General features: G+C 59.4%; 22 protein-coding genes and 2 pseudogenes. 18 read left to right on the top strand and 6 right to left on the bottom strand.

The features are described 5' to 3' along the window. Window positions 1-82: 82 nt before the first annotated feature. A complete protein-coding gene (locus FGA82_RS18985; RefSeq protein ID WP_141128244.1) occupies window positions 83-1,009 on the bottom strand; it encodes a Gfo/Idh/MocA family protein in 927 nt (308 codons plus the stop codon). A 188-nt stretch (window positions 1,010-1,197) separates the two neighbouring features. Here FGA82_RS18985 and FGA82_RS18980 point away from each other — a divergent pair, with 188 nt between their 5' ends. The 8 genes and pseudogenes from FGA82_RS18980 to FGA82_RS18945 all read left to right on the top strand — a co-directional run bounded on the left by FGA82_RS18980 (window position 1,198) and on the right by FGA82_RS18945 (window position 7,026). After that, complete coding sequence (locus FGA82_RS18980) at window positions 1,198-2,247, top strand: NAD(P)-dependent alcohol dehydrogenase (RefSeq protein WP_141128243.1); 1,050 nt, start codon at window positions 1,198-1,200, stop codon at window positions 2,245-2,247. A gap of 123 nt (window positions 2,248-2,370) precedes the next feature. Further along, window positions 2,371-3,066 (top strand): tRNA (adenine(22)-N(1))-methyltransferase, encoded by a 696-nt coding sequence (locus FGA82_RS18975; protein ID WP_283242331.1) that lies wholly within the window; start codon window positions 2,371-2,373, stop codon window positions 3,064-3,066. 181 nt (window positions 3,067-3,247) lie between these two features. Then, window positions 3,248-3,463, top strand: a complete 216-nt coding sequence (locus tag FGA82_RS18970; protein ID WP_141128241.1) for a tautomerase family protein — start codon at window positions 3,248-3,250, stop codon at window positions 3,461-3,463. Then, window positions 3,460-4,116 carry a DsbA family oxidoreductase gene (locus FGA82_RS18965; RefSeq protein WP_141128240.1) on the top strand — a complete coding sequence of 219 codons (657 nt, stop codon included), beginning with the start codon at window positions 3,460-3,462 and terminating at the stop codon, window positions 4,114-4,116. Before FGA82_RS18970 ends, FGA82_RS18965 begins: the two co-directional genes overlap by 4 nt. Before the next feature lie 49 nt (window positions 4,117-4,165). Then, window positions 4,166-4,876, top strand: coding sequence for an SDR family NAD(P)-dependent oxidoreductase (locus tag FGA82_RS18960; RefSeq protein ID WP_141128239.1), 711 nt, complete (start codon window positions 4,166-4,168; stop codon window positions 4,874-4,876). A 93-nt stretch (window positions 4,877-4,969) separates the two neighbouring features. Next, a complete protein-coding gene (locus FGA82_RS18955) occupies window positions 4,970-5,893 on the top strand; it encodes a LysR family transcriptional regulator (RefSeq protein ID WP_141128238.1) in 924 nt (307 codons plus the stop codon). A gap of 136 nt (window positions 5,894-6,029) precedes the next feature. After that, a complete protein-coding gene (locus FGA82_RS18950) occupies window positions 6,030-6,293 on the top strand; it encodes a hypothetical protein (protein ID WP_141128237.1) in 264 nt (87 codons plus the stop codon). Then, window positions 6,290-7,026, top strand: a pseudogene (locus FGA82_RS18945) (Fic family protein). Before FGA82_RS18950 ends, FGA82_RS18945 begins: the two are co-directional and overlap by 4 nt. A gap of 100 nt (window positions 7,027-7,126) precedes the next feature. Here FGA82_RS18945 and ycaC read toward each other — a convergent pair. Beyond that, window positions 7,127-7,759: an isochorismate family cysteine hydrolase YcaC gene (ycaC, locus tag FGA82_RS18940; RefSeq protein ID WP_007915995.1), complete on the bottom strand. Its 633-nt coding sequence runs from the start codon at window positions 7,757-7,759 to the stop codon at window positions 7,127-7,129. A gap of 128 nt (window positions 7,760-7,887) precedes the next feature. Further along, a complete protein-coding gene (locus tag FGA82_RS18935) occupies window positions 7,888-8,484 on the bottom strand; it encodes a TetR family transcriptional regulator (protein ID WP_141128372.1) in 597 nt (198 codons plus the stop codon). 217 nt (window positions 8,485-8,701) lie between these two features. On the opposite strand from FGA82_RS18935, the gene FGA82_RS18930 reads away from it, so the two are divergent. From FGA82_RS18930 to FGA82_RS18925, 3 genes and pseudogenes are all read left to right on the top strand, one after another. Then, complete coding sequence (locus FGA82_RS18930; protein ID WP_141128236.1) at window positions 8,702-9,484, top strand: SDR family NAD(P)-dependent oxidoreductase; 783 nt, start codon at window positions 8,702-8,704, stop codon at window positions 9,482-9,484. Between the two features lie 14 nt (window positions 9,485-9,498). Beyond that, window positions 9,499-9,627, top strand: a pseudogene (locus FGA82_RS32480) (alpha/beta fold hydrolase); the annotation flags it as partial. Window positions 9,628-9,685: 58 nt separating this feature from the next. Next, the gene (locus FGA82_RS18925) at window positions 9,686-10,684 is read left to right on the top strand and encodes an NADP-dependent oxidoreductase (RefSeq protein WP_141128235.1); all 999 of its coding nucleotides are present in this window, start codon (window positions 9,686-9,688) and stop codon (window positions 10,682-10,684) included. Window positions 10,685-11,064: 380 nt separating this feature from the next. Here FGA82_RS18925 and FGA82_RS18920 read toward each other — a convergent pair whose 3' ends face one another. Both FGA82_RS18920 and FGA82_RS18915 read right to left on the bottom strand, forming a co-directional pair. Continuing rightward, the gene (locus FGA82_RS18920) at window positions 11,065-13,191 is read right to left on the bottom strand and encodes a TonB-dependent siderophore receptor (protein ID WP_141128234.1); all 2,127 of its coding nucleotides are present in this window, start codon (window positions 13,189-13,191) and stop codon (window positions 11,065-11,067) included. 167 nt (window positions 13,192-13,358) lie between these two features. After that, complete coding sequence (locus tag FGA82_RS18915; RefSeq protein WP_141128233.1) at window positions 13,359-13,943, bottom strand: TetR/AcrR family transcriptional regulator; 585 nt, start codon at window positions 13,941-13,943, stop codon at window positions 13,359-13,361. A 212-nt stretch (window positions 13,944-14,155) separates the two neighbouring features. Between FGA82_RS18915 and FGA82_RS18910 the strand changes: the two genes are divergently transcribed. The 4 genes from FGA82_RS18910 (at window position 14,156) to FGA82_RS18895 (ending at window position 20,358) form a co-directional block, all read left to right on the top strand. After that, entirely contained in the window at window positions 14,156-14,833 is a 678-nt protein-coding gene (locus FGA82_RS18910) for a type 1 glutamine amidotransferase domain-containing protein (protein ID WP_141128232.1), read from the top strand. A gap of 104 nt (window positions 14,834-14,937) precedes the next feature. Continuing rightward, a complete protein-coding gene (locus tag FGA82_RS18905) occupies window positions 14,938-16,062 on the top strand; it encodes an alkene reductase (RefSeq protein WP_141128231.1) in 1,125 nt (374 codons plus the stop codon). A 167-nt stretch (window positions 16,063-16,229) separates the two neighbouring features. Beyond that, window positions 16,230-17,768: a cryptochrome/photolyase family protein gene (locus tag FGA82_RS18900; RefSeq protein ID WP_141128230.1), complete on the top strand. Its 1,539-nt coding sequence runs from the start codon at window positions 16,230-16,232 to the stop codon at window positions 17,766-17,768. 127 nt (window positions 17,769-17,895) lie between these two features. Continuing rightward, the gene (locus FGA82_RS18895) at window positions 17,896-20,358 is read left to right on the top strand and encodes a PAS domain-containing protein (RefSeq protein WP_141128229.1); all 2,463 of its coding nucleotides are present in this window, start codon (window positions 17,896-17,898) and stop codon (window positions 20,356-20,358) included. Here FGA82_RS18895 and FGA82_RS18890 read toward each other — a convergent pair. Beyond that, window positions 20,320-21,867: a sensor domain-containing diguanylate cyclase gene (locus tag FGA82_RS18890; protein ID WP_141128228.1), complete on the bottom strand. Its 1,548-nt coding sequence runs from the start codon at window positions 21,865-21,867 to the stop codon at window positions 20,320-20,322. The genes FGA82_RS18895 and FGA82_RS18890 overlap by 39 nt on opposite strands. A 265-nt stretch (window positions 21,868-22,132) precedes the next feature. Between FGA82_RS18890 and FGA82_RS18885 the strand changes: the two genes are divergently transcribed. The 3 genes from FGA82_RS18885 (at window position 22,133) to FGA82_RS18875 (ending at window position 24,929) form a co-directional block, all read left to right on the top strand. Next, complete coding sequence (locus FGA82_RS18885) at window positions 22,133-23,383, top strand: MFS transporter (protein WP_141128227.1); 1,251 nt, start codon at window positions 22,133-22,135, stop codon at window positions 23,381-23,383. A gap of 74 nt (window positions 23,384-23,457) precedes the next feature. After that, entirely contained in the window at window positions 23,458-23,964 is a 507-nt protein-coding gene (locus FGA82_RS18880; protein WP_141128226.1) for a sigma-70 family RNA polymerase sigma factor, read from the top strand. Then, complete coding sequence (locus FGA82_RS18875) at window positions 23,961-24,929, top strand: FecR domain-containing protein (RefSeq protein WP_141128225.1); 969 nt, start codon at window positions 23,961-23,963, stop codon at window positions 24,927-24,929. Before FGA82_RS18880 ends, FGA82_RS18875 begins: the two co-directional genes overlap by 4 nt. Window positions 24,930-24,966: the final 37 nt, after the last annotated feature.

Genomic DNA, 24,966 nt, shown 5'->3' with positions numbered 1-24,966 from the left:
CAGTTCCCGCAGTTCTGTCTTCAATAGAGCGTTAAAGGTAAAACAAGCAAAGAGCGATTGACTGGATACGTTGCCCGCCCCGCTAATCGTAAAACGCCTCAACCAACACCCGACTGCCGACAAAAAAACTGTCCGCCACCAACCGTAACGGCTGCACATCCAGGTCACTGGCCTTGTCGTCAATCAACTGCTGAAAATGCCGATACACCGCTGCGTACTCACCCTCCTCCGACACAGCCTGGCGCACGCCGTCGATGCTCAACAACGCGCCGCCGTTATCCAGGCGCAAAACCCCTTCAGCGCAACGCACCTCGATGCTCCACAGCTCATCATGGCCATGGTCAAAATCAAACTCCGCGCGCACATCGAGGCGTCGCGCATCAGCCATTTTGATCGACGCAGCAATCGGTGACTGGCAGTTGTTCGGTACACGCAGTTCAGCCGATTCGACAAACAGCGGCAACTTGAGCAGATGAGTGACGATCGACAAAGCATTGATGCCCGGATCGAATACGCCGAGGCCGCCGGGTTGCCAGATCCAGGTCTGCCCGGGGTGCCATTTGCGCACGTCTTCTTTCCAGTCGATCTGCACGCTTTGCAGCGTGCGCGAAGCGAGCCAGTCGCGGGCAGCCTCGATGCCAGGCGCATAGCGTGAATGCCAGGCAAACAAGGCACTGACGCCCTGCTCGGCAGCCTGATCGACCAAGGCCAGCGCTTCGCCCAAGGTGGCACACGGCGGCTTTTCCACCAGTACGTGTTTGCCGGCGGCCAGTGCTTGCTGCACCAGCGCAAAACGACCTTGCGGCGGCGTGCAGAAGGCAATCGCATCCACCAGCGGGCCGTTTTCCAGCAACTCACTCAACGATTGGAAATTTTCCACGCCAGCACAAGGCTTGCCTTGGGTGGCGACGGAGACCAACTGGAAAGCGGGATTGGCGAGGATTGCCGGGACGTGTTGATCCTGGGCGATCTTGCCGTATCCCACCAGACCGAGACGGATTGGTTGCATCAATGACTCCTGTTTTGATTTTGTTGTCGTCAGTGAACCGGGAGATTACCTGCAAACGCCACGAGCGTCTGTCCGCGCAATGTCACAACAACGCACAGGATCAGGCAAGGATTGCACAGGAATGCGCTAGTGCCCGCAGCGCTGGAAAAGGAACAATGCCCTACGACCAACCGATCGAGGATGTTCCCATGCTTGTACAAGCCTACGGTGCCCACGCGGGCGACAAACCCCTTGAGCCGATGCAGATCACGCGCCGCGCGCCGGCCGCTCATGATGTGCAAATCGACATCGCGTTCTGTGGCATCTGCCATTCCGATCTGCACCAGGTGCGCGCGGAATGGGCCGGCACGCAATTCCCGTGCGTACCGGGGCACGAAATCGTCGGTCGCGTTTCGGCCGTCGGCGCGCATGTCGCGGACTACAAGGTCGGTGATCTGGTCGGCGTCGGTTGCATCGTCGACAGCTGCAAACATTGCGATGACTGCGAAAGCGGGCTGGAAAACTACTGCGACGGCATGATCGGCACCTACAACTTCCCGACCCCGGACGCACCGGGCTGGACACTGGGCGGCTATTCGCAAAACATCGTCGTGCATGAACGCTACGTCCTGCGTATTCGCCATCCCGAAGCGCAACTGGCCGCCGTCGCGCCGCTGCTGTGTGCTGGCATCACCACTTACTCGCCACTGCGTCATTGGAATGCGGGACCGGGCAAGAAAGTCGGCGTGGTCGGCATCGGCGGCCTCGGTCACATGGGCATCAAACTGGCCCACGCCTTGGGCGCGCACGTTGTCGCGTTCACCACCTCCGAATCCAAACGCGAAGCGGCCAAGGCGTTGGGTGCCGATGAAGTGGTGGTGTCGCGCAATGCCGAAGAAATGGCCGCGCACGCCAAGAGTTTCGACCTGATCCTCAACACCGTCGCGGCGCCGCACGATCTCGATGCATTCCTCGTGCTGCTCAAGCGCGATGGTGCATTGACGCTGGTCGGTGCCCCGGCCACCTCGCACCCGTCACCGAACGTGTTCAACCTGATCATGAAGCGTCGCACAATTGCCGGCTCGATGATCGGCGGTATCCCTGAGACTCAGGAAATGCTCGACTTCTGCGCCGAGCACGGCATCGTTTCCGATATCGAACTGATCCGCGCCGACCAGATCAACGATGCCTATGAACGCATGCTCAAGGGCGATGTGAAATATCGTTTCGTGATCGACAACGCGACGTTGGCTGGCTAAGCCTCAGCGCCCATTGGCCGTTCAGCGCAGTCAATGGGCCATTGAATTCCGTCGCCGGGATTTGACAGGCCCGGCGTTGCTCGCCAGAGTCGCACCCCTTTGCCTGCCATCAAGGGGTTGCCGTTGAACGAACAGACATTGTCCATGCGCCTTCAGCGCGTGGCTGCCCACGTACCTCCCGGAGCACGGCTGGCGGATATCGGCTCGGATCATGGTTATCTGCCGGTGGCCCTGATGCGCCGTGGTCTGATCAGCGCGGCCGTGGCTGGCGAAGTCGCGTCGACGCCGTTCCACGCGGCTGAACGCACTGTGCGCGAAAACGATTTGCAGCAGCACATCAGTGTGCGCCGGGCCGATGGTCTGGCAGCAATCAAACCTGACGACGGCATCACCGCCATCAGCGTCTGCGGCATGGGCGGTGAAACCATCCGCGACATCCTCGACAGCGGCAAGACCCGTTTGAGCGGCAAGGAACGCCTGATCCTGCAACCCAACGGCGGCGAACAACCGTTGCGCCAGTGGCTGATGGAAAACGGCTACCGCATCCTCAGCGAAGAGCTGCTGCGGGAAAACCGTTTCGACTACGAAATCATCGTGGCCGAACGCGCTGAACCGGTGACCTATACCGACCAGGAACTGTACTTCGGCCCATTGCAGATGCAGGCCCGCAGCCCCGAGTTTTTGCGCAAATGGCAGCACAAACTTCACCATAAGCAAAAGACGCTCAGCCAGCTCGCCCATGCGCAACAAAGCCTGCCAGAACAAAAGCTGCAAGACCTCAAACAACAGACACGCTGGATTACCGAGCTGCTGGCCTGAGCGCCAGCGTTTCGCACTGAGATAGCACGTGCACAGGATGACTGCTCGCGCGCCCTCATTTGATACACCACATCACAAATGATGTACCTCAAGCCCCATTTATCAATTCTCCCCTGCCTCTTAAAGTCCTCTCCAACAGCCGCCCATCACTCCGACGGGCCAGCGACTGGAGATACCCCAAATGCCTTTCATCAGCGTACGTATCACCCGTGACGGCGTGACCCGGGAACAGAAAGCCCAGGTCATCAAGGAGATCACCGAAACGATGCAGCGGGTTCTGCACAAAGACCCGAAACTCACCCACATCGTGATCGAAGAAGTCGACACCGATAACTGGGGTTATGTCGGCATCACCACCACCGAGTATCGCCAGCAGTTAGCGGATTCGCAGTCGTGAACCGCACCGTGAAAATCGATTTCGTCTCGGATGTCGTTTGCCCTTGGTGCGCATTGGGCGCCACCGCTCTGGAGCAAGCGATCAAGAATCTGGCGGGCGAAGTCGATGTGGAACTGACCTACAAACCGTTCGAACTGAACCCCGACATGCCCGCCGAAGGTGAACGCGCCATCGAGCACATGATGCGCAAATACGGGCGCAGCGCTGAGCAAGTGGCGGATCGCAACGCAATGATCATCGAACGCGGCGAGCAGATCGGTTTTCACTTCGACCTGGAAAAGCGCAGCCACTTCCACAACACCTTTGATGCCCATCGACTGCTGTTCGGGTCCGCCACACAAGGACGTCAGCGTGAGTTGAAACAAGCCTTGCTCAAGGCCTACTTCACCGACGGCATGAACCCGAATGACCACGCCACGCTGGTGATGCTGGCAGGCGCAATCGGGCTCGACAGCGAGCGTGCGCAAGAGGTTCTGGCCAACGCTGAGTTCAGCCAGGCCGTGCGCGAACTTGAACGGTTTTACCAGCAAAGCGGCATCGACTCGGTTCCGGCCATGGTGATCGACGACAAACAGGTCATCCCCGGCTCCCAGTCCGTCGCTTATTACCAGCACGCGTTACGTCAGGCAGCACAGGTTGCGGCTCACGCCTGACCTACGAAATCCGTTTATTCAAACCATCCAGATTGCATGAGGAAACATCATGAGCACGTCCAACAAAGTTGTTGTGATTACCGGCGCTTCGCAAGGCATTGGCGCAGGCCTGGTCAAGGGTTTCCGTGAGCGCGGCTATCAGGTTGTCGCGACCTCCCGTTCGATCAAACCGTCCACTGACCCGGATATTCTCGCCGTCGCCGGTGACATCGCCGACCCGCAGACCGCCGAGCGGGTGATCCGCGAAGCCGTTGCACGTTTCGGTCGTATCGACACGCTGGTGAATAACGCCGGGATTTTCGTCGCCAAGCCTTTCACCGAATACAGCAAAGAAGACTACGCACAAGTGGTGGCGACCAACATGAGCGGCTTCTTCCACATCTCGCAATTGGCCATCGCCGAAATGGAGAAAAACGCCAGCGGCCATATCGTCAGCGTCACCACCAGTTTGGTCGATCACGCGATTGACGGCGTACCGTCAGTGCTCGCTTCGCTGACCAAAGGTGGTATCAACGCGGCGACCAAATCGCTGGCCATCGAGTACGCCAAGCGCGGCATTCGGGTCAACGCGGTGTCGCCCGGCATCATCAAAACGCCGATGCACGGCGAAGAGACGCACGCCGCCCTCGGCAGCCTGCACCCGGTTGGGCATATGGGTGAGATCGACGACATCGTGCAAGCGATCCTTTACCTGGACAGTGCGAAGTTCGTGACCGGCGAAATCCTCCATGTCGACGGTGGCCAGAGCGCTGGTCATTGATACCTCCCCGCAGCGCCGCCGGTGTGTACCGGCGGTGCCGCTTCATGAGATAAGCCTGAGAATGAACCGTCAGTTGACCCTCAGGCTTATCCCATGAAGCGCCACTTTGAAGACTTGCAATTAGGCAGCATCGAACTCTTCTGCCTCGCCGCTGAAGCCGGCAGTTTCACCGCCGCCGCCCAGCTCGCGGGGGTGACACCCGCAGCGGTGAGCCGCTCGATTCTGCGTCTGGAACAGCGCTTGGGTTCACGCTTGTTTGCCCGAACCACGCGCAGCATTCGTTTGACCGAGGCTGGCAGAAACTTTTTCGTCCAGTGCAGCCAAGCCCTGACGCAACTGGTCGAAGCGCAACAAGAGGTCATGGGCGCACAGTCGTCACCCTCAGGGCTGTTGCGCATCAGCCTACCCACCACTTACGGCCATCACCGCATCCTGCCGTTGCTGCCGAAATTTCGCGCGCTCTACCCCGACGTTACCGTTGATATCCATTTGGGCAACCGCAATATCGACTTCGTCGGCGAAGGCTACGATCTGGCGATCCGCGTGCGCGCCCAACCGGACTCGACCATGGTCGCGCGCCTGCTGGAGGATGCAAAACTGGTGGTGGTCGCCTCTCCCGAGTATCTGAAAAAGGCTGGCACACCGAAGACACTGGACGATCTGGTGCAACACGAATGCATTCAGTTCGAACTGCCCAGCAGCGGACGGCGGATCTCCTGGCTGTTCCAGGAAAACGGCGATGATCGGGAAGTGATTTCCGACGGAGGTTATTCCTGCTCCGATGATGTGCTCGGCGGCGTCACCCTGGCCAAACATGGTGCCGGGGTCTTCCAGACGTACAAGTTCATTGTCGAAAAAGAGCTGGCCGACGGCAGCCTGGTCGAGGTTCTTCAGCCGTACGCCGGGCGCTCGCGACCTTACACCTTGCTCTACCCGCACGGCCGGTATGTGCCGCAACGGGTGCGGGCGTTTGTCGATTTTCTGTTGCAGTTTCGTGATGATTGGGCGCTGGTGTAACGCTGAACAAGTAGTAAATCGGTTGAAAGGCGTTTCGCAGTCAACCCGAAATGTTCGTGCTGACAGCCGGGGCCTGCTGGAAAACTTACAGAGCCGGCGCCATGCTGTGCTTTGAGAGAGAAAACGAGGGGTTCAAATGACTAGTCCAGCCAAGGGCGACGTTGCGAGCGAAGTTCGCAAACTCGCCCAAAAGCATAAGGTTACCGCTGAGCGTGACAGCATGAGCTGCATGGCTGTGACCATTACTCGTCTGGCAGGCGATGCTGTCGAGCTGGATGGGATTGAGCAATTGCTCGTCAATCTCAAACGTAAAGGTGTTCTCAACAAAGCAGAAATCATGGCCCTTCAAGGACGCTACCTCCAAGAGAAAAGGCGTTGCAAGAGACAACTTAGCGCATGACTTTCGACCCCTTCGGCGATTTCGAGACTGAAGGTTATCTTCAAAACTCGCTCAAACTGAAAGACCCTCTTGAAATCAAAGAGTCCGAGCATCTCTCCTTCGAAGCCATTATCGAAGATGCCCTTGCCTATCTCGCCAAGAAAAAACCCATCGACTACAAAGCGGTCCTCAAGACCCACGAAATCCTGTTCTCCGGTTTTTATCCGTGGGCAGGAAAAGACTGAAATGAACTGGTCCCCCACCTCGCAGTATTCAAAGGGTCGAAAGATGATCCGCATCACACGATATTCGAACGTCCTGACCTGATCAAAAGATCCGTGGAATAAGCCTTCGAACTCGCAGCAAACAAAAACGTTTTCGTCAGCGCCCCGGCGAAGTAATGGGCCAGTTGGCGTCCGCCCACCCGTTTCTGGATGGCAATGGCCGCACAATCCTGCTCATCTACATGGAGTTGTGCTATCGGACCCGGTTCGCCATCGACTGGTCAAAAACCAACAAAGACGACTACCTGCGAGCACTCGCCGACGAAACTCGAGAACCTTTCGCAGGCCATCTGGATGGTTATCTGGTCCCCTTCGTCATCGATATTTCCAGCCGCGATGAATGGCCGGCAATGATTGGCGGAATAAAGGGTCTGGATGGACTGGACAAGGAAGGGATCATCTATAGGAGCCTGGATGATCCCGAGGTTCAGCGACTTTATAAAGTGTATCGAGCAACGCCTCTTGAATGATCCGCGCTCGCCGTGGTGTCGCTGTTGAATTCCGGGGTCTGACTTCGCGATGAACAAAAAGCCTGCTTTTCATGGCAGGCCTTTGTTTGGTCGCATCGGCTTACTTCTGCTGAGCGGTCAGCGCCGAGTAGCTGTTCATCAGATTGCGATAGTTAGGAATCCGCTGCGACAGCAAGTTACCCAGCCCTTCAATATCGTTGCGCCAGTCGCGGTGCAGCTCACACGCCACCGAGAACCAGTTCATCATCTGCGCACCGGCCTGAGTCATACGGCTCCACGCGGCTTGTTGCACAGTGGTATTGAAGGTGCCGGACGCATCAGTCACCACAAACACCTCAAACCCTTCCGCCAGCGCCGACAAGGTCGGGAACGCTACGCAGACATCCGTTACCACTCCGGCAATGATGATCTGCTTGCGACCGGTGGCCTTGATCGCTTTGACGAAGTCTTCGTTGTCCCACGCGTTGATTTGACCTGGGCGAGCGATGTACGGCGCGTCCGGGAACATTTCTTTCAACTCTGGCACCAACGGGCCGTTCGGGCCTTGTTCGAAACTGGTGGTGAGGATGGTCGGCAGTTCGAAGAATTTGGCCAGATCGGCCAGGGCCAGCACGTTGTTCTTGAACTCGTTTGGCGAGAAGTCCTGCACCAGAGAAATCAGGCCGGTCTGGTGGTCGACCAGCAGCACGATGGCGTCGTCTTTGTTGAGGCGGTTGTAGGTTGGAGTGGTCATGGTCTGCTTCCCTTTTGAGTTTTTTAATTTGTTGTTGCGTTCAAGTTGGGTACAGATTACTGACGCACAGGGACGGGATAAATCGGCTGAAAAGCGTTTCACCGTCCACTCAAAAAGGACAATACCGATCAACCAGATACTTCTGCACTGTCGGCAGACATCAGCAATGACGCGGTCATTTCAGCGTGACACACCGCGAGTATTTCATCGGCCAGGGCAGAATCATCCGGGCAGGCCCGCGACAAAATAATCGCGCCAACTGCGCGCGCCAGCATGTCGATCATTTTCACTCGCCCCGCGTCAGATGCCGCGTCGGGCCCTGTCGGGTACTTGTCGCCGAGCGTCTGCAGCGTGCGCTCGATGCCGTCGGCAAACGCCGTTTTCACTTCGTCAGACTGGCGCGCTGCGTCGCCGCACAACGCCGCCATGGTGCAACCGCTGCCCCGCCCGTCCCGATGCTCTCTCGACACATAGGCGTCGATGAAACCCTGAACATCGAGGGTTTCGGCACCGACCAACGAGCGCGCAAGGCTGTTGGCCGAGGCTTCAGACATCAGGTCGGCCTTCGAGCCAAAGTGTTTGTAGAAACCGCCGTGGGTGAATCCGGCTGCCGCCATGAGATCCGCGACGCCGACACCGTCAAAACCTCGCTCACGAAACAGCACCGAAGCGGTCTCGACGATGTGCTCGCGGTTTGCCTGCGCCTGGGCTTTGGTGACTCTCACGTGCAATACCTCCGCTGAAAAATCATGCGCCGATGATACATAGATGTCAGCCATAATCAAAACCGTTGACAGTTTAGATTTCGATCATCATCCTAAATGCAGAGCTTACGGCTGCACCCATAGATACGAAGCGCTGCCGCTCAGTAAGTCGAACTTCGCCGTAATTGCTGCTTCATGCATCAGTCCCTAATCGATTTTTTGACAAAGAGATGACCCTATGAACGCCCACCCTGCTGTTTTGATCACTGGCGCCTCTACCGGCATCGGCGCGGTTTACGCCGAACGTTTCGCCCAACGCGGGCATGATCTGGTGCTGGTCGCCCGCGATCTTCAGCGCCTGGAAACGCTCGCCGCGAAGTTGCGCAGCGAATACAGCGTCGCCATTGATGTGCTGCAGGCCGACCTGACCCAACTCAGCGATCTGCACACCGTCGAAACGCGTCTGCGCGACGATGCGCGCATTGGCATCCTCGTCAATAACGCGGGCGCCGCGCAGTCCGGCAACTTCATCGAGCAGAGCACCAACAAAGTGGCCAATCTGGTCGCCCTCAACACCACGGCACTGGTGCGGCTCGCCAGCGCCATCGCTCCCCGTCTGGCGAAGGCCGGTGACGGCGCCATTATCAATATTGGCTCAGTGGTCGGACTGGCGCCGGAGTTCGGCATGTCGGTATACGGCGCGACCAAGGCATTTGTCCTGTTCCTGTCTCAGGGGTTGAGCCTGGAACTGTCGCCACTGGGCGTCTACGTGCAAGCCGTACTGCCGGCCGCTACCCGCACGGAAATCTGGGATCGCGCGGGCATCGACATCAACACTTTGAGCGAGATCATGGAAGTCACCGATCTGGTCGATGCGGCGCTGGTCGGTTTCGATCGTCGTGAACCGGTGACCATTCCGCCGTTGCATGAAGGTGAGCGCTGGGATGCCTTGCAAACCGCGCGGCAAGGCCTGCTGGCGCAGATTCGCCAGTCCGCAGTCGCGCAGCGCTACCTGGCGTGATTGCAGTGGAACAAATGCCTTTCGTCAAAGCCGCCAACCAATCGATTTTGGTTGGCGGCACGGCCTTCGCCTATCGAGACTTCGGCCCAAAATCGGCGGTGCCGCTGATCCTGCTCAATCATTGGGGCGCGGTACTTGACCACTGAGGCCATCGGCTCAGGCAACGCAGCCCCTTCCCAAACAGTGAGAGCCGTATTCACCATGAAAGCTTATTTTATCGATCGCTACGGCAAGCAGAACGGGCGTATTGGCGACGTGCCAGAACCGGTGCCGGGCGCCCATGACGTGCTGATTGAAGTCCATGCGGCCAGCGTCAACGTGCTTGATTCGAAGATTCGCAGCGGCGAATTCAAACTGATTCTGCCGTACTCATTCCCCTTGGTACTGGGCAACGATTGTGCCGGCGTGGTGATTGCGGTTGGCGCAGCGGTCAAGGGTTTCAGGCCCGGCGATGCGGTGTATGCGCGCGTGGCCGAAAAACGAATCGGCACATTCGCCGAGCGAATCGCCGTCGAGCAAAACGCCGTAGCGTTGAAGCCCGTCAACCTCAGTATGGAGCAAGCCGCCGGCATTCCCTTGGTTGCCCTGACAGCCTGGCAAGCGCTGGTCGACATCGCCCGCTTGCAAAAGGGTCAGAAGGTCCTGATTCACGCCGGTTCCGGCGGTGTCGGAACCATCGCCATTCAACTGGCCAAGCGCCTCGGCGCTGTTGTCGCGACCACCACCAGCACCGCGAATGTCGAATGGGTTAAAGCGCTGGGCGCAGATGTGGTGATTGATTACAAACAGCAGCACTTTGGGCGCGAATTGCGCGACTACGACGTGGTGCTGAACAGCCTCGGCACCGACGTCCTGGAAAACTCGCTCAAGGTACTCAAGCCAGGCGGCCAGCTGATATCCATTTCAGGGCCGCCAACTGCCGAGTTCGCCAAGGCACAGGGCCTGGCCTGGCCGCTGCGGCAAGTCATGCGCTTGTTGAGCCTGAGCATTCGGCGCAAGGCACGCAAGCAGGATGTCCGTTACAGCTTCCTGTTTATGCGGGCGAGCGGTACACAACTGCAAGAAATCACCTCCCTGATTGAAGCCGGTGTAATAAGGCCCGTGCTGGATCGCACCTTCGCCTTCGAGTCAGCGGGCGAAGCCCTGACTTACGTCGAACAGGGCCGTGCGAAAGGCAAGGTAATCGTGCAGATCAAATAGTTGCCTGCCTGTAATCATCTGGCGAAAGACCCATGGATAACGTTGCCTGCGACACCGAAAAGCCCCCCGCCGATGGTGGTGGCGAGTTTGCTGGAAAGCTTTGCCGGGAAGACGCCGCAGGGTTGTGTCGCTGGCTAAGTGGCGGGTGCCGAAGCAGCTGCCCTCACCCTAGCCCTCTCCCCCAGGAGAGGGAACCGATTGGGGGATATTGGCGATGAACGCCGACCTGCAATAGCGCCTGTGAATTCAATACCGCCAAGCATTGCGGATGAACCCATCATCGACGCGATCTGTCAGGTCGATGCATAACCCAAGACACTTCGGTCGGCTCCCTCTCCCACAGGGAGAGGGTTGGGGTGAGGGGCTGCCTGTGCACCGACTTACAACGTGTAGGAAATCCCGACCTGCACCGTTCTCGGCGCGCCCGGATAGGCGTAGACATTACCAAACGCGCCCTCTTCATAATCCCGGTCAAACAGATTCTTCACGTCTAGATTGAGCCGCACTTTGTCGTTGACCTTGTAGAAGCCGAGCAAGTCGACAACCGTGTAGCTGTCCATCGAGAACGCAGTATTGGCGGTTTGCCCGGCGCGTTCGTCGACGTACTTGAGTCCGGTGCCCAGGCCGAGGCCTTTGAACGCGCCGTCCTGAAACTCGTAAACGTTGAGCAGGCTGAAGCTGTTTTGCGGGATGTTCATCAGCCGCGTGCCCGAGCGGATCACGTTGTCCTTGGTCACTTCGGCATCCACGTAGGCGTAGCCGCCGATGACGCGCCATTCAGGTGTCAGGTTGCCGGCGACGTTCAGGTCGAAACCACGGCTGCGCACTTCCCCGGCCGCCACACTGAAGGTCGAGTCCATCGGGTCGGTGGTCAGCACGTTGCGCTTTTCGATCTGATAGATCGCCGCATCGACGCTCAACTGATGATCAAGCGCTTCCCATTTGACGCCCATTTCGTAGGATTTGCCTTTCTCCGGGGCGAAGCCTCCGCCCACGCGGCTCGCGCCGGTATTGGGCTTGAACGAGCGCGCGGTGTCGGCGTAGACCGCCAGCGTCTCGGTCAGGTCGTAGGTCACGCCGATGCGCGGGGTCACCGCGTTGTCGCTGGCCTGCCAGTTTTTGCCGCCGGGCACGTAGGTTTCATAGTCGTGCTCGAAACGTTCGAAACGCGCCCCGGCCAGGACCTTCAGACGCTCGGTCAACGCCACCTGATCCTGCACGAACGCGGCATAGGTCTTGAGGTTTTCCTTGTCGTGGGTCGGTGTGCGGGTCAATGCCGGCCGTGGCTGGCCGTAGACCGGATCGAAGATGTCGATCGGGTAGGCACCGACCGCGCCGCTGGAGCGCTGAATGATCGACTTGTAATCGTAATCTTCATACTCAATGCCAGTCAGCAAGGTGTGCTGCAGGCCACCGGTGCTGAAATGCCCGGTCAGATTGAGCTGGGTATCCTTGTCGGTCCATTCCAGCTTGCGGTAGTTGAAGTTGCGTCCAAGGGTTCGACCGTCATCGGCAACGCCGTTGGCTTCGATCGCATTGCCCGCGAGGGAGCCGTCGAGCCACTGGAAACCACCGCCCAACGTCCAGTCATCATTGAGCAGATGTTCGAAACGAAGCTGCGCCATGTTGTTGTCGTTGTGCAATTTGCCAGCGTCTTTCTCGCCGAAAAACGTGTCGCGCGAGGCGGTGCCGATCTGCTTGGCGTAACGCGTCACGCCGCGATCCAGCGGATGATTGTTGCGCATGAAATCACCCTCGAAGATCACCCGGGTGGCATCGCTGGCCTGCCAGGTCAGCACTGGCGTGATGCCGTAGCGCTCGGTCTCGACGTGATCGCGGAAGGTATCGCCGCCCTCGCCCACCACGTTCAGTCGATAGGCCAGGCGCCCTTCTTCATCCAGTGGGCCAGAGGCGTCCAATGTGCCGCGCTTCATGCCTTGGTCATTCAACTGACTGCCCAAGGTGACCGTGCGCTCAGCCAACGGCTGCTTGGAAACAACGTTGAAGGTGCCGCCGGGATCGCCACGGCCGTAGAGCATCGTCGCCGGCCCGCGCAGCACTTCCAGACGCTCGATGGTGTTGGCGTCGGGCATGTTCGGGTAGCCGCGATTGATCGGGAAGCCGTTGCGGTAGAACTCGCCGGTGGTGAAGCCGCGCACGGTGAATGTGGTCAGTCCCTGCCCGCCGAAATTGTTCGCCCGGCCCACGCCGCCCGCGTAGTCCAGTGCATCTTGCAGTCGCGTGGCGCCGAGGTCTTCGACCGCATCCTTGGTTACTACGCTGATTGATTGCGGGGTTTCATGGATGGCGGTGTCGGTGCGCGTGGCACTGGCAGAACGCGTCGCGCGATAACCCTGCACCGGGCCGTCGGCCCGTTCGTAATCCGCTGTACCGACCACATCGGTTGCGTCCAGCTCAAGCGCTGCGGATGTTGAATCGGCCTGGTCGGCCCACGAAGAAGAAGACAACGCTTGCAGTACACACACGGAAAGTAGAGTACGACGCATGAAATGAGAACCTTACGAATAGGCCAGAACGAAGGGTAAAACCGCCAGCAAAGCGCTGCGGATGGTATACCAAAGCATCCTGTTATTGAAACTTATTCCCATTCGTATGTTTAAGCTGACCGCGTGCCGGTACACATGTCATCCATTGCGTCGCACAAAAAATCTGGTCAAACGTGCAAAAGCTGCTTTGTCATTGCCATCGAAGTGTCCAGAGATTGCCCGGTACGCTGCAATTTGTTCAGCAAACTGGCACCCAACCACAGCTGATACAAGGTTTCCGCCAGATGCCGGGCATCGCCTGTGGGCAGGCTGTTTTCAGCCTGACCCTGCTCGATACACAGGGTGATGCGCGCCACCACTTGCTCGGCGCCATCGCGCAAGGTGAGGCGCATCGACTCCGACAGGTCGGCGACTTCGGCGCTGAGTTTCACCACCAGACACTCATCGCCATGCCCTTCGAGGGTGCAGCGGTTCTGCCAGCCCTGCCAGTAATCCATCAGCCGCTCATAGGCGCTCAAGCCTGGCAGCGTCAGGCGTCGCTCCATGTCCGCGAGGTAGCCGACGAAGTAATCCGCAAGCAACGCCTGGCCGTACAACTCTTTGGATTTGAAGTAGTGATAGAACGAACCCTTGGGCACACCGGCGGTTTGCAGGATTTCGTTGAGGCCGACACTGGTGAAGCCCTTCTCGGCCATCATCCGGTGGCCGGTGTCGAGCAAGTGTTGGCGGGTGTCGTCGTAGGTCGGTTTCATCGGGCGCACATTACCAGGCAATAGACCAGTCGTATTTTCGGAGGAACGGAAGTTTGCCATACCTGTCGATGAAAAACCTGCGGATAAAAAATTACTAGACGACTGGTCTAATTGGAATCTATGCTGCGCCCCGACAAACGTTTTCTGACCGGTGTGGCCGATGTGCGAATCCTTCGCTCAATCGAAGACACCTGATCGACTCAAGGTGCTCTATGAAAATCCTGATGGTTTTGACTTCCCACGATCAACTCGGCGACACCGGCAAGAAAACCGGCTTCTGGCTGGAAGAGTTCGCCGCGCCCTACTACGCCTTCAAGGACGCCGGCGCCGAGGTCACGCTGGTTTCCCCCGCTGGAGGTCAGCCGCCGCTGGACCCGAAAAGCGATGAGCCCGATGCGCAAACCGCCGAAACCGATCGCTTCCGCAAAGACCCGGCCGCACAGCAGGCACTGGCCAACACCGGGCGCTTGGCCGACGTCAGCGCTGAGGGCTTCGATGCCGTGTTTTACCCGGGTGGCCACGGCCCGCTGTGGGATCTGGCCGAAGACAAGCACTCGATCGCGTTGATCGAAGCATTTGACCGCGCTAACAAGCCCCACGGTTTTGTTTGCCATGCACCGGGTGTGTTGCGTCATGTCCTCACCGCTGACGGCAAACCGCTGGTCCAGCATCGCCAGGTCACCGGTTTCACCAACGCTGAAGAAGAGGCCGTTGGCCTGACGGACGTGGTGCCGTTCCTGATCGAGGACGAGTTCCAGCGTCTCGGCGGTTATTACTCGAAAGTCGCTGACTGGCAGGTTCACGTGGTCGCCGACGGGCAACTGGTCACTGGCCAGAATCCGGCCAGTTCTGCCGCTGTCGCGAAAAAACTGCTGGAGATGTTGGGCTAAAACCTCGCGTCCAACCTTCCTAACGCCGGGTGCGTCTTGCTCGGCGTTATTTTTCATCCAATCAATAGTCGACTGGTCTAATAAGCACCAAGACAAGGTAATCCATGAATAGCACCCCGTTCTTCACCCCGGCCAAACTCGGCCATCACACCCTGAAAAACCGTATCGTCCTGCCACCCCTCACCCGCCAGCGCAGCACTCAACCGGGCAACATTGCCAATGAACTGATGGCCGAGTATTACCAGCAACGCGCCGGTGCCGGTTTGCTAGTCACCGAGGGCACGCAGATCGAGCCTCGCGGCCAGGGTTACGCGTGGACGCCGGGCATTCATACGCCTGAGCAAATCGCCGGTTGGCGCAAAGTCACCGACGCCGTACATGCCGTGGACGGGGTGATTTTCGCCCAGTTGTGGCACGTCGGCCGCGTCTCGCATACCGCGTTGCAACCCGACGGCGCGGCGCCGGTTTCCGCCTCTGCCGTGGCCACCGATCGGGTCAGCGTGTTTATCGAAACCGCGCCCGGCGCCGGTGAACTGGTGCCACCGTCGGCACCTCGCGCGCTGAGCACCGATGAAGTACAGGAACTGGTTCAGCTGTACATCCAAGCCGCACGCAACGCCATGGATGCCGGCTTCGACGGCATCGAATTGCACTGCGCCAACGGGTATCTGGTGAACCAGTTCATCTCCGCCCACAGCAATTTGCGCAACGATCAGTACGGTGGTTCCTTGCAAAATCGCCTGCGCTTTCTCAAGGAAGTCGTCGCCGGTGTCGCCGAGTGCATCGGCAAGGAAAAGGTCGGCGTGCGGTTCGCGCCGCTGTTCACCACCACTGATGAAGCGCGCACTTACCTGGGCATGGTCGAGGAAGATCCGCACACCACCTACATCGAAGCGATCAAAGTGCTGCAGGACGTGGGCATTGCCTATCTGTCGATTGCCGAAGCCGACTGGGACAACGCGCCGGCGATGCCCCTCACGTTTCGTCAGGCGGTGCGCGACACCTTCAGCGGCGCGATCATTTATGCCGGGCGTTACACCGCAGAATCCGGCGCGCAACTGCTTGAATCCGGGCTGGCAGACTTGGTCGCTTTCGGCCGCCCGTTCATGGCCAACCCTGATCTGCCGGCGCGGATTGCCAATGACTGGCCGTTGAATGCGTTGAACCCGGCGACGGTGTATGGCGGCAACGCCGAGGGCTATACCGACTACCCCGTTTATCCCGGCTAATCCTTAAACATCATTCCAGGCACGCGCTCCTGAAACATCAGGAGCGCTCATATTTCCCCCAATCCGCCACAAAAACCTATACACCAACTACAATCTGTACAACTATCTGGACTTAGCACTTAAACGTCCACTCGGCAGCCTGCTGCTCTTTACGCTGAATCCGTGAAATGAACAAAACCCATCGGCTGTGCCTCGTTCTGGGTGACCAGTTATCGTTTGATCTGGCTTCATTGGCGGGGCTGGATCGCGAACACGACCGCGTGCTGCTGGTCGAGGTCATGGAGGAAGCCAGCCATGTTGCCCATCACCCACAGAAGATCGCCCTGATCTTCAGCGCCATGCGTCACTTCGCGCAGGCACTGAAAGACCAAGGCTTCTGCGTACATTACGTGACCCTCGACGACCCGCAGAACAGCGGCTCGGTGCCCGGCGAATTAAAGCGCTGGCAGGCGCTGCTGCAGGCCAACGAATTGCACCTGACCGAATGCGGCGACTGGCGTCTGGAGCAATCGCTCAAGGAATGTGGCTTGCCGATCCACTGGCACGCCGACAACCGCTTCCTGTGCAGCCGCGACGAATTCCGCGCGTGGGCCGCTGGCAAAAAGCAGCTGCGCATGGAGTTTTTCTATCGCGAGATGCGCCGCAAAAGTCGTTTGTTGCTCAACGGTGACGGCACGCCAGTCGGCGGCGCGTGGAACTTTGATGCCGACAATCGCAAAGCCCTGCCCAAAACCGTCAAGGCGCCCTACCCGGCGGGTTTTACCAACGATGCAATCACCCTCGAAGTTCTCGCACTGGTCAAGGATCGCTTCGCCAGTCACTACGGCAGCCTGGATGATTTCAACTATCCGGTGACCCACGCCGACGCCCAGGCATTGTGGGCGTACTTTCTCGACTATGGGCTGGCGGGCTTCGGCGATTATCAGGACGCCATGGCCAGTAACGAACCGTTTCTGTTCCATGCCCGTATCAGCGCTGCGCTGAACATTGGCTTGCTCGACCTGCGCCAACTCTGCAGCGATGTGGAGTCGGCCTATTGGTCCGGCAGCATCGCGCTGAATGCTGCTGAAGGCTTCATCCGCCAACTGATCGGCTGGCGCGAATATGTTCGAGGCGTTTACTGGCTGCACATGCCCGAGTACGCCGAGGGCAATGCCTTCGGTAATACGCGGCGCTTGCCAGAGTTCTACTGGACCGGCGAGACGCAGATGAACTGCATGCGGCAGGCGATCGGTCAGAGCCTCAAACATGCTTACGCCCATCACATCCAGCGCCTGATGGTGACCGGCAATTTCGCCTTGCTCGCCGGCATCGCGCCGAAGCAGATCTGTGAATGGTATCTGGCGATTTACATGGACGCTTTCGATTGGGTCGAGCTGCCCAACACCCTCGGCATGGTCATGCACGCCGACGGCGGTTACCTCGGTTCGAAGCCTTATTGCGCCAGCGGCCAGTACATCAATCGGATGTCCGACTACTGTCGCGACTGTGCGTACTCGGTGCGTGAAACCACGGCCGACAACGCCTGCCCGTTCAACGCGTTGTACTGGCATTTCCTGATGCGCCACGGTGACCTTCTGCGCGGCAATCAGCGCATGGGTATGATGTACAAAAACCTCGATCGCATGCCGTTGGAAAAACAGCAGGCTTTGTGGCAACGCGGGCAAGGGCTGCTCGACAGACTGGATCACGGCGAATCGCTATGAAAGCGCGCGAGCCTTGATCCTCGTGCAACTTAAACATGACGGCCCGGGTCAATGGCTCACAAAGCATGTGAAGCCGATGGCTTGAAACACGCCAATTGAACGCAAGCCAACCATCAACGCATGAAGGGTGAACATCCTGAAACAGCTTACTCGCGAGGAGCTTGAGTCTGAGGTCACGCGCCTGCGTCTGGCCGTCAAGGCGACCTGCGACGCCGTCTGGGACTGGGATCTGAAAACCAACCAGGTCATCTGGAACGACTCGCTGCAACAGGCGTATGGCTACGCGACAGCAGCCATCGAGCCGACGTGTGATTGGCGATTTGCGCAGATTCACACCCTGGATCGCGCGCGCGTGACAACCTCGATTCGCTCGGCGATTGACGGCTCCGGGACGACCTGGAGCGCGGAGTACCGCTTCCTCTGCCACGATGGTTCCTACGCCGAAGTGCTTGATCGCGGGCATCTGATCCGCAATGCCGATGGCAAGGCCGAACGCATGATTGGTGCGATGCTCGACCTGACCCGTTCGCGCAGCGCCGAAACCGCATTGCGCCAGAGTGAAGAGCGCTTCAGCACCATTCTGGAAACCATCGAGGCGGCGTTCGCCATCGTCAAAGTCAAATTCGACGCCGACGACCACCCCATCGACTATTACTTCGTCGAGGCCAACCCGGCGTTCGAGCGTCAGGCCGGGGTCAACCTGCGTGGCAAGTGGGTCACCGAATTTGCGCCCAACCTGGAGAAATTCTGGTTCGAAACCTACGGTCATGTGGCCAAGACCGGCGAGCCGGCCAACTTCGAGAACTACGCCAATACCTTCGAGCGCTGGTTCGATGTGCGCGCCGTGCGTGTCGGCGACCCGGCCGATCGGCAGATTGCGATCTTCTTCAGCGATGTCACCGAACGCCGCGACGCGCAAGAACGCTTGCGCATCAGCGAGGCCGTCGCCCGGGAAAACGTCGAACGCGTCCAGCTCGCTCTGGCCGCCGGCGCCATTATCGGCACCTGGCACTGGCACTTGCCCAGCGATCGCTTCAGCGTCGATGAGGCCTTCGCGCGGGTGTTCAACCTTGATCCGGCCTGGGGTCTCGACGGTCTGAGCCTGGAACAAGTGGTGATGACCGTGCACCCGGACGACAGAGAAGGACTCACAACCTCGATCAACGAAGTCATTGCCCGTGGAGGTGCCTATTCGCACCAATACCGAGTGCGCGGCGCGGCTGGCAAATACACCTGGATTGAAGCCAACGGCCGCGTCGAGTGCGCCGAAGACGGCACACCTTTACGCTTTCCCGGCGTGCTTATCGATGTCGAAGACCGGCGTAACGTCGAAGCCGAACGCGACCGGGTGACCGCCGCCCTGAAATCGCTCAACGACACACTGGAACAACGGGTCTCGGCACGCACTGCAGACTTGATGCAGGCCGAAGAAAAGTTGCGCCAATCGCAGAAAATGGAAGCGGTCGGGCAACTCACCGGCGGTCTGGCCCATGACTTCAACAACCTGTTGACCGGCATTTGCGCCTCCCTTGAGTTGATGGAAAAACGCATCGGCCAAGGCCGCCTGAACGACATCGACAAATACATGCTGATCGCTCAGGACGCCGCCAAACGCGCCACCGCCCTGACCCACCGTCTGCTGGCCTTCTCTCGCCGTCAGACACTCGATCCACGGCCAACTGAAGTCAACGCACTGATTGCCGGCATGACCGAACTGATCCAGCGCACCGTCGGCCCGAGTATTCGCCTGAAAACGGTCGTCGCTGCCGATTTGTGGCCGGCGCTGGTCGATGCCAGCCAACTGGAAAACGCCCTGCTCAATCTGTGCATCAACGCCCGCGACGCGATGCCCGATGGCGGCAGCATCACCGTCGAAACCGCCAATCGAACCCTGGATGCTGAATCAGCTCGCGTACGGGAAATGCCCGAAGGGCAATACCTGTGCCTGTCGGTCGCCGACACCGGTACTGGTATGAGTGCGGAAGTGATCGCCAAGGCCTTCGACCCGTTTTTCACCACCAAACCGCTGGGCCAGGGCACAGGGCTCGGGCTGTCGATGATCTACGGTTTCACCAAGCAATCAGGCGGACAGGTGCGGGTGCAATCGACCGTGGGTCAAGGCACCACCATGTGCGTTTACCTGCCGCGCTACCTCGGCGAAACGCAGCGCAATCACGATGACACGCAAAGCTCGGCAACCCTGCAGGCAAAGACCGGCGAGACCATCCTGATTGTCGACGACGAACCCACCGTTCGCACGCTGCTCAAAGACGTGCTGAACGACCTCGGCTACAACCTGCTCGAAGCGGCCGACAGCGTTGAAGGTCTGGAAGCACTGCGCTCCAGTGCGCACATCGATCTGCTCATCACCGATGTCGGTTTGCCGGGCGGCATGAACGGCCGGCAGATGGCTGATGCGGGCAGGCAAATCAGACCGAAGCTGAAGACCTTGTTCATTACCGGATACGCGGAAAACTCAGTAATCGGCAACGGTCAACTCGGCCCGGGCATGCAGGTGCTGACCAAACCGTTTGCCGTCGACACGTTGGTGTCACGGGTTAGTGGCCTGCTGTCCATTGACGTCGAATGAGGGTTGCGCAGTGGATGTCATGAACCTGTTGCGCCCTGCCGTTTTCGCTTGATACAGCGCTTGATCGGCGCACTCGATCAGAGCGCTCACCGGATCCAGGTGCGCACCGCGCGCGGCGGCGATGCCGATGCTCAGGCTCACGCGGGTCTCGGGACTGGTGGGGTGGGCAATGTTGGCGTGCTGCAAGCGCTCGATTATCAGCTGCGCCACCACCTCGGCACCGTCAATATCGGTGTCGGGCATGATCACCGCGAACTCTTCGCCGCCGTAGCGCGCCACCAGGTCCGACGGCCGCCGCACACACTCATCCAGCACGTGACCGACGGTTTGCAGACAGGCGTCACCGGCAACGTGCCCGAGCGCATCATTGAACCGTTTGAAATAGTCGATATCGATCATCAGCAAGGCCAGCGACGAGCCGTCGCGCTGTGCCCGCCGCGCCTCTGAAGCCAAGGTCTGATCAAAGCAGCGCCGATTCGCCAGACCGGTCAGTGCATCCTTCATGGCCAACAACTCCAACTGTCGGTTCGAGCCGAGCAACTGCTTTTGAGCGATGCGCAGTTCGCCTTCAACCTGGGTCCGGCGACGGATATCGAGGATCAAGCACCAGCCAATCAGACCGGTGAGCCCCAAAAGCCCCGCCACCACCACCGCCGACAGCAGCGCCTCGGTTCGCCACGCGGTGAGCGCTTCACGCTTGCCGATGGCGACCGTGGTGATCAGCGGCAATTTCTCGCTTTTGCGGAAGGCGTAGAGGCGTTCGACGCCATCCAGGCTGGAGGTATAAGACGCGGTGCCGACCGATTGATCGACCAGGTACTTGGCGTAGATCGGCGACTTGGAAAAATTGCGGCCCATGTCCTGCTCGCGGAAGGGGTAGCGCACCAGCAACGTACCGTCGGTGTACGACAGGCCGATGGCGCCCTCCTGACCGATGTCGAGTTTGCCGAACAGGCGCAGAAAGTTTTCCACGCCCAGCGTCACGGCGACGACCCCGGCAAACTCGCCGCGATCATCATTGAAACGGCGGCTGACGGTGATCACCCACTCCTGATTGGAGCGGCTGCGTATCGGTGGCCCGATAAAAGGTTCGCGGCTCGGGTCGTCACGATGATGAATGAAGTAGACCCGATCACTGCTGTTGGCCCCCGCCGGAATCGGCCGGTTCGACGACATAAGCCAATGGCCCTGACGATCGTAGATGGTGATCCCGCTCATTTGTGGCATCAACGGCTGCTGGCGGTTGATCAGCGCACTCAGGCGCTGGATTTGCGTGGCACCACTGCCTTCGGTTTCCAGGCGTTCGACCAGCCCGAGTAGCAGCAGCGAACTTTGCCGGACAATGCCCTCGGAATAGGTCTCGAGTGCCTGGGTCAGGTTCAACCCGTGCACGTTGACCTCTTCCAGCGCGCGATCGCGTGAGGACAGCACTTTCCAGATGGTCAGCGACGCCAGAGAGCAGCCGATGACCAGCAGCAAGAGGATGACGAGGTGGGTATCACGCTTCACGAAAGCACCTAATGGAAAGTCCGGTTTCCCGTTCCGGCCGTTACTGATTCAAGGCAATAACAGCGGTCGTATGTCCTCGACCGGCGCAAGGATACAAGTAGCGCGTCGAACGCGCAGCAACCGTGTGACGGAACGTCGTTTTCAACCCCTTGGCGTTGTTTCGCAACGACACGGCGACGGCCTGCAACTTATATTCGTGGCCGCAGGTCATTAGGCTTGCTGAGGTTGAATCCATCCGCAAACCTCGAACATTGAAGACACCGCCGTGGCCGCTGACCTCGATCGCCGCAACAACCTGTCACTGGACAGCCTGAACTTTTTCCTCGCCGACGTGCGCGACGGCCTCGGCCCCTATCTGGCCATCTACCTGTTGGCGGTGCATCACTGGGAACCGGCGAGCATTGGCCTGGTGATGACCATCGCCGGGGTCGCCGCGCTGATCACCCAGACACCCGCCGGCGCCTGGGTCGACAACAGCCGGCGCAAGCGTGCGCTGATTGCGATCGCGGCCCTGCTGGTGACCGGCAGTTGCCTGCTGCTGCCGTTCGTGACGTCTTTCACATTGGTGGCGTTGACGCAAACCCTGAGTGCGATGGCCGCTTCGATATTCGCCCCGGCGATTTGCGCGATAACCCTGGGCATGACCGGACCGCGAGCGTTTACCCGCCGAACCGGACGCAACGAAACCTTCAATCATGCCGGTAATGCCTGCGCCGCGCTGCTGGCCGGCGTGTTCGCTTATCTGTTCGGCCCGGTGGCGGTGTTCTACCTGATGGCGGCCATGGCCCTGGCCAGCGTCATCGCCATTGCTTGCGTGTCGCCAGCCGCCATCGACCATGATCTGGCACGCGGACTGGATCCGGCCGACGCCGGGCATCGCCAGCCTTCCGGTTTGTCGGTGCTGCTGGGTAACCGCTCGCTGTTGCTGTTCGCCATTTGCTGTGCGCTGTTCCACCTCGCCAACGCAGCGATGTTGCCGTTGGTGAGCCAAAAACTTGCGCAAGCCAATTTGCAGATGGCCACCCCGCTGACCTCGGCCTGCATCGTCGCGGCGCAACTGGTGATGGTGCCAGCGGCATTACTGGTCGGAGCGAAAGCCGATCTGTGGGGACGCAAACCGCTGCTGCTGGCCGGTTTCCTGATCCTGCCATTGCGCGGTGTGCTCTATACGCTGTCGGACGATGCTTATTGGCTGGTCGCGGTGCAGATGCTCGACGGCGTCGGCGCCGGCCTGTTCGGCGCCTTGTTTCCGATCATGGTCAAAGACCTCACCCACGGCACCGGCCACTTCAACATCAGCCTCGGTGCATTGACCACGGCCTTCGGACTCGGCGCGGCACTGAGCAACGGCCTCGCCGGGTTCGTTGTGCAGGAGGCTGGTTACAGCGCGGCGTTTCTGACCTTGGCCGCGATTGCCGCAGTGGCTGTTGTACTGCTCGGGATCGGGGTTCCAGAGACCCTGCGCAGTGGCCGTCAGCCTGAAAGCGGCGCAGTGGTAGTCAACGCTGAATCCTGAGGCCCGATTGCACTGACGCTCTGCCCGCGAGTACTATTGAGATGTATTCTCACTAACATCCGGAAAGCCCACCCGTGCACTCTCCTCCGTCCAGCAAGCTGGGATTCTTTTTCAGCGATCACCATCGTTGGCTGCTGCAGCACATCAATCGACATCTGCGCAATCACGCGGACGCAGAGGACACGGCTGCCGACACGTTTTGCCAGTTGCTGGTGGCGCGCGTCGATCCGGACAGCATCGAGCAACCGCGTGCTTATCTGTCGACCATTGCCCGGCGGCTGATATTCGACCGCCACCGGCGGCGCAAGCTGGAGTTGGCCTACCTCGAACGCTTGTCGGCGCTGCCCGAAGCACTGGCGCCCTCGCCCGAGGAACAACTGCAACTGATCGAAGCGCTGGTCGCCATCGACCGCGCCATCGACGGTTTGCCATTGATCGTCAAAACCACCTTTCTCTACAGCCAACTGGATGGTCTGAGCTACGTGGCAATCGCACAGAAACTGGGGCTTTCGGAGCGTACGGTCAGCCGCTACATGAAACAGGCGTTGCGTCAGTGTTATCTGTGCGAGGTGGCGCCATGAGCAAGCCGCGCCTGGATGCCGTCAGCGAGCAAGCCATCGACTGGATGGTCAGACTTCGCGCCGGCACGCCCGATGCGGCGTTGCAAGAACGCTTCAATGCGTGGCTGGCGAAGGACCGGGCGCACAGTCAGGCTTTCGAGAAACTGCAGGAACGTCTGAGTGGCTCGTTCAACACGGTTCGCGCGCTGGACCGACGTTTGCCCGGTCAGGCCGGTGAGGCTCGCCAAGTGCTTTTGCAGCCACACGCTTCGCGCCGCGACGCACTGCGCGTGCTCGCCGGCATCAGTCTGCTCGGTGGCGGTCTGTGGCTTGGCAGCAAAAGCCAGTTCGGCGAGTCGCTGCTGGCCGATCTGCATACCGGACGCGGCCAGCGGCAAACCTTCAATCTGGCCGATGGCAGTCGCCTGAGCCTGAACGCTGACAGCGCCGTGGATCTGCGTTTCGATGGTCAGCAACGCGTGGTCATTCTGCGTCATGGTGAGTTGATCATCGATGTCGCCCCCGACCCGCACCGCCCGCTGATCGTACGCACCGCCGAGGGCGAAATGCGCGCGTTGGGTACACGATTCCTCGTTGCTCAGGAACCCGACGCCAGTCGCCTCGTCGTGTTGCAACACTCAGTCGAAGCACGCCTGTTCGACGGCACCACGCAGGTGGTCAAGGAAGGTCAGTCAGTTGTCCTCTCCTCGCGCCACATTGCCTTCGCCAGCGCTGACGAGCGTCGCCGCGCCGATTGGCTGGACGGCCGATTGAACGTGCTGGATGAGTCCCTGGAAAAAGTGGTCGATGCCTTGCGCCCATACAGTCGCGGTTTCGTGCGCGTCGCCCCCGAAGTGCGGAGCCTGCGCGTACAAGGTGTGTTCCCGCTCGACGACCCGCAAAAAACCCTCGCTGCACTGGCCGAAACCCTGCCGATTCGCGTGGATCGCTACAGCCCGTGGCTGACGCTGATTGGTAAAAAGTGATGGGCAAAAAATATTTTATGAAAACCATTCTTGTTTG

This window comes from Pseudomonas fluorescens, assembly GCF_005938625.1.
Classification (GTDB): Bacteria; Pseudomonadota; Gammaproteobacteria; order Pseudomonadales; family Pseudomonadaceae; genus Aquipseudomonas; species Aquipseudomonas fluorescens_BD.
This window is presented reverse-complemented; position numbering and strand designations above follow the sequence as displayed.